This is a genomic window from Rhizobacter sp. P2_H2, assembly GCF_056403375.1.
Genome location: NZ_JBFUFP010000825.1, coordinates 1 through 2,469, shown reverse-complemented (window position 1 = coordinate 2,469; position 2,469 = coordinate 1). Strand labels below are relative to the sequence as shown.

The window sequence follows — 2,469 nt, the reverse complement described above, 5'->3', positions numbered from 1 at the left end:
GTGCTGGCCGCGCGGCTGCGCGAGAAGGACCGCAGCGAGCGCGCCGCCAAGGAGGCGGCCACGCGCAAGGGCCTGATCGGCAGCGGCGACCGCAGCGACCGCATCCGCACCTACAACTTCCCGCAGGGCCGGCTGACCGACCACCGCATCAACCTGACGCTCTACAAGCTGCAGTCTGTGATGGAAGGCGAACTCGACGACGTGGTGGCTGCGCTGCAGGCGGCCAGCGCCGCCGAGCAGCTGGCCGAGCTGGAAGGACGCGGCGCGTGAGCCAGGCCACCGTCGACGCTGCGCTGGCAGGCGCACGTGCCGCGGGGCTGGACCGGCTGGACGCGCAGCTGCTGCTCGCCGCGGTGCTCGGCCGCGACCGCAGCTGGCTGATGGCCCATGGCGACGACGCGCTGGCGCCGGACCAGGCCGCGCAATTCGACACGCTGGTCGCGCGCCGCAGCGCCGGCGAGCCGGTGGCCTACCTGCTGGGCCGCCAGGAGTTCCACGGCCTGACGCTGCAGGTCTCGCCGGCGGTGCTGGTGCCGCGGCCGGACACCGAGACGCTGGTCGACTGGGCCCTGGAACTGCTCGGCACCGAGCTCGCGGCCGCCGGCCGGCCGCAGGTGCTCGACCTGGGCACCGGCTCCGGCGCCATCGCGCTCGCGATCAAGCACCGCTGCCCGCGCGCCGAGCTCACCGCCGTCGACATGAGCGCCGACGCGCTGGCGGTCGCGGAATCCAATGCGCAAGCCCTGGGCCTGTCGATCGCGTTGCTGCCCGGCCACTGGTGGGGGCCGGTTGCGGGCCGCCGTTTCGAGCTGATTGTCGGCAACCCGCCCTACATCGCGGGCGACGACCATCACCTCGACGCCCTGCGCCACGAACCCCGGCTCGCGTTGACGCCGGGCGGCGACGGCCTGGATTCGCTGCGCGAGATCGTCGTTGGTGCCAGTGCCCACTTGCGCGATGGATGCTGGCTGTTGCTGGAGCACGGGCACGACCAAGCAGGCGCCGTGCGGGCCCTGCTGGCCGCGGCCGGGCTGCAGGACGTGAGCACCCGGCGCGACCTGGGCGGCAACGACCGCTGCACCGGCGGCCGTTGGCGGCAGGCCACGCACTGAGCCCGCCACCGGCAGAACCGCACACACTCACGACTGTTTCCACTCAGTCGCGGGGACGCCACCCACAAGCGGGTGCGGCCGGCGTAGCATGGTCCCGAGGCCTTCAGCGGCCCGCAGGTTCGTCTCCCGTCACACCCGTCGCAAGGAGAGTCGCCATGTGGAACCCGAGGTGGAAGTGGATCGGCATGGGCGCCCTGGCGCTCGTCAGCGCGCAAGCTGCGATGGCCCTCGACGCCGGCGGTGGTGGTGCCGGCAATGGCCTCGGGTGGAGCAACCTGCAGGGCCGCATCAGCCTCGGCACCGCCAGTCCCGGCCTGCGCATCGACGCGCCGGGCTTCGACACCACCCCCCTGAAGCTCAGCAGCCTGAGCCTGATGGCTGATTACTACCTGACCCCTTCGTTCAACCAGGGCGCCGCCGGCGGGTTGCGCGCCACCAGCGGCGTGCTGTTCGGCCCGCGCTCCTCGCCGTGGAGCGGCCCTGGCAGCGGCAGCCAGTTCAGCATCGACCGCCGCATCAATCCCACGCCGGACGGCAGCACCGACAGCGCCACCTCGCCCTATGTCGGCATCGGCTACACCGGGCTGTCGGTCAAGGGGGGATGGGGCTTCTCCGCCGACGTCGGTGTGCTGGCCGGCCGCTTCGGGCGCAACCTCGGCCAGAGCCTGGACGACCAGGTTCGCGAGCTGCGGCTGCAGCCGGTCTTGCAGCTCGGCGTGTCGTAMTCGTTCTGAAGGCGCATTTCGCCCGGGGGCATGCCGGGTGCCGGCACGAACGGCCCGCGGTTTGCCGTATAACGTCGTCCCTTCCACCCTGAACTCTGCCGGACCCGCCGGCGCCAGACCATGAGCGACGTACAGCAACGCATCGATGACCTCGTCAAGCAGAACCGCGTGGTCCTGTTCATGAAGGGGACGGCGCAATTCCCGATGTGCGGTTTTTCCGGCCGCGCGGTGCAGGTGCTGAAGGCCTGCGGCGTGACCGACCTGAAGACCGTCAACGTCCTCGAGGACGAAGGCGTGCGCCAGGGCATCAAGGACTACGCGAACTGGCCGACCATCCCGCAGCTGTACGTGAACGGCGAGTTCGTCGGCGGCTCGGACATCATGATGGAGATGTACCAGGCGGGCGAGCTGCAGCAGGTGCTGGGCGCCAAGGTCTGATCCCGGTGCCGCAGCGCATCGTCGTCGGCGTCACCGGCGCCAGCGGCGCAGTCTATGCCGTGCGGCTGCTGGAGCGGCTGAAGGTGCTCGGCTGCGAGACCCACCTGGTGGCCAGCCCGGCCGGTGTGCTGAACGTTCATCACGAACTCGGCCTCGACCGGCGTGAACTCGAAGCGCTGGCCCACACCGCATAC

3 protein-coding genes and 2 pseudogenes are annotated in these 2,469 nt (G+C 71.1%); all 5 read left to right on the top strand.

Going from position 1 to position 2,469, the window contains the following annotated elements:
- Positions 1-270 (top strand): annotated as a pseudogene (gene prfA / locus AC1D15_RS26895) (peptide chain release factor 1); the annotation flags it as partial.
- Complete coding sequence (prmC, locus tag AC1D15_RS26890) at positions 267-1,112, top strand: peptide chain release factor N(5)-glutamine methyltransferase (RefSeq protein WP_477828411.1); 846 nt, start codon at positions 267-269, stop codon at positions 1,110-1,112. The pseudogene prfA and the gene prmC, both read left to right, overlap by 4 nt.
- Positions 1,113-1,267: 155 nt before the next feature.
- Positions 1,268-1,846: a hypothetical protein gene (locus tag AC1D15_RS26885; protein ID WP_477828410.1), complete on the top strand. Its 579-nt coding sequence runs from the start codon at positions 1,268-1,270 to the stop codon at positions 1,844-1,846.
- Between the two features lie 111 nt (positions 1,847-1,957).
- Positions 1,958-2,275, top strand: a complete 318-nt coding sequence (grxD, locus tag AC1D15_RS26880; RefSeq protein ID WP_047500156.1) for a Grx4 family monothiol glutaredoxin — start codon at positions 1,958-1,960, stop codon at positions 2,273-2,275.
- A 5-nt stretch (positions 2,276-2,280) separates the two neighbouring features.
- Positions 2,281-2,469, top strand: a pseudogene (locus AC1D15_RS26875) (3-octaprenyl-4-hydroxybenzoate carboxy-lyase); the annotation flags it as partial.

Excerpts from the sequence above, each read along its gene's own strand:
- grxD (WP_047500156.1), top strand. The coding sequence starts at position 1,958 with ATGAGCGACGTACAGCAACGCATCGATGACCTCGTCAAGCAGAACCGC.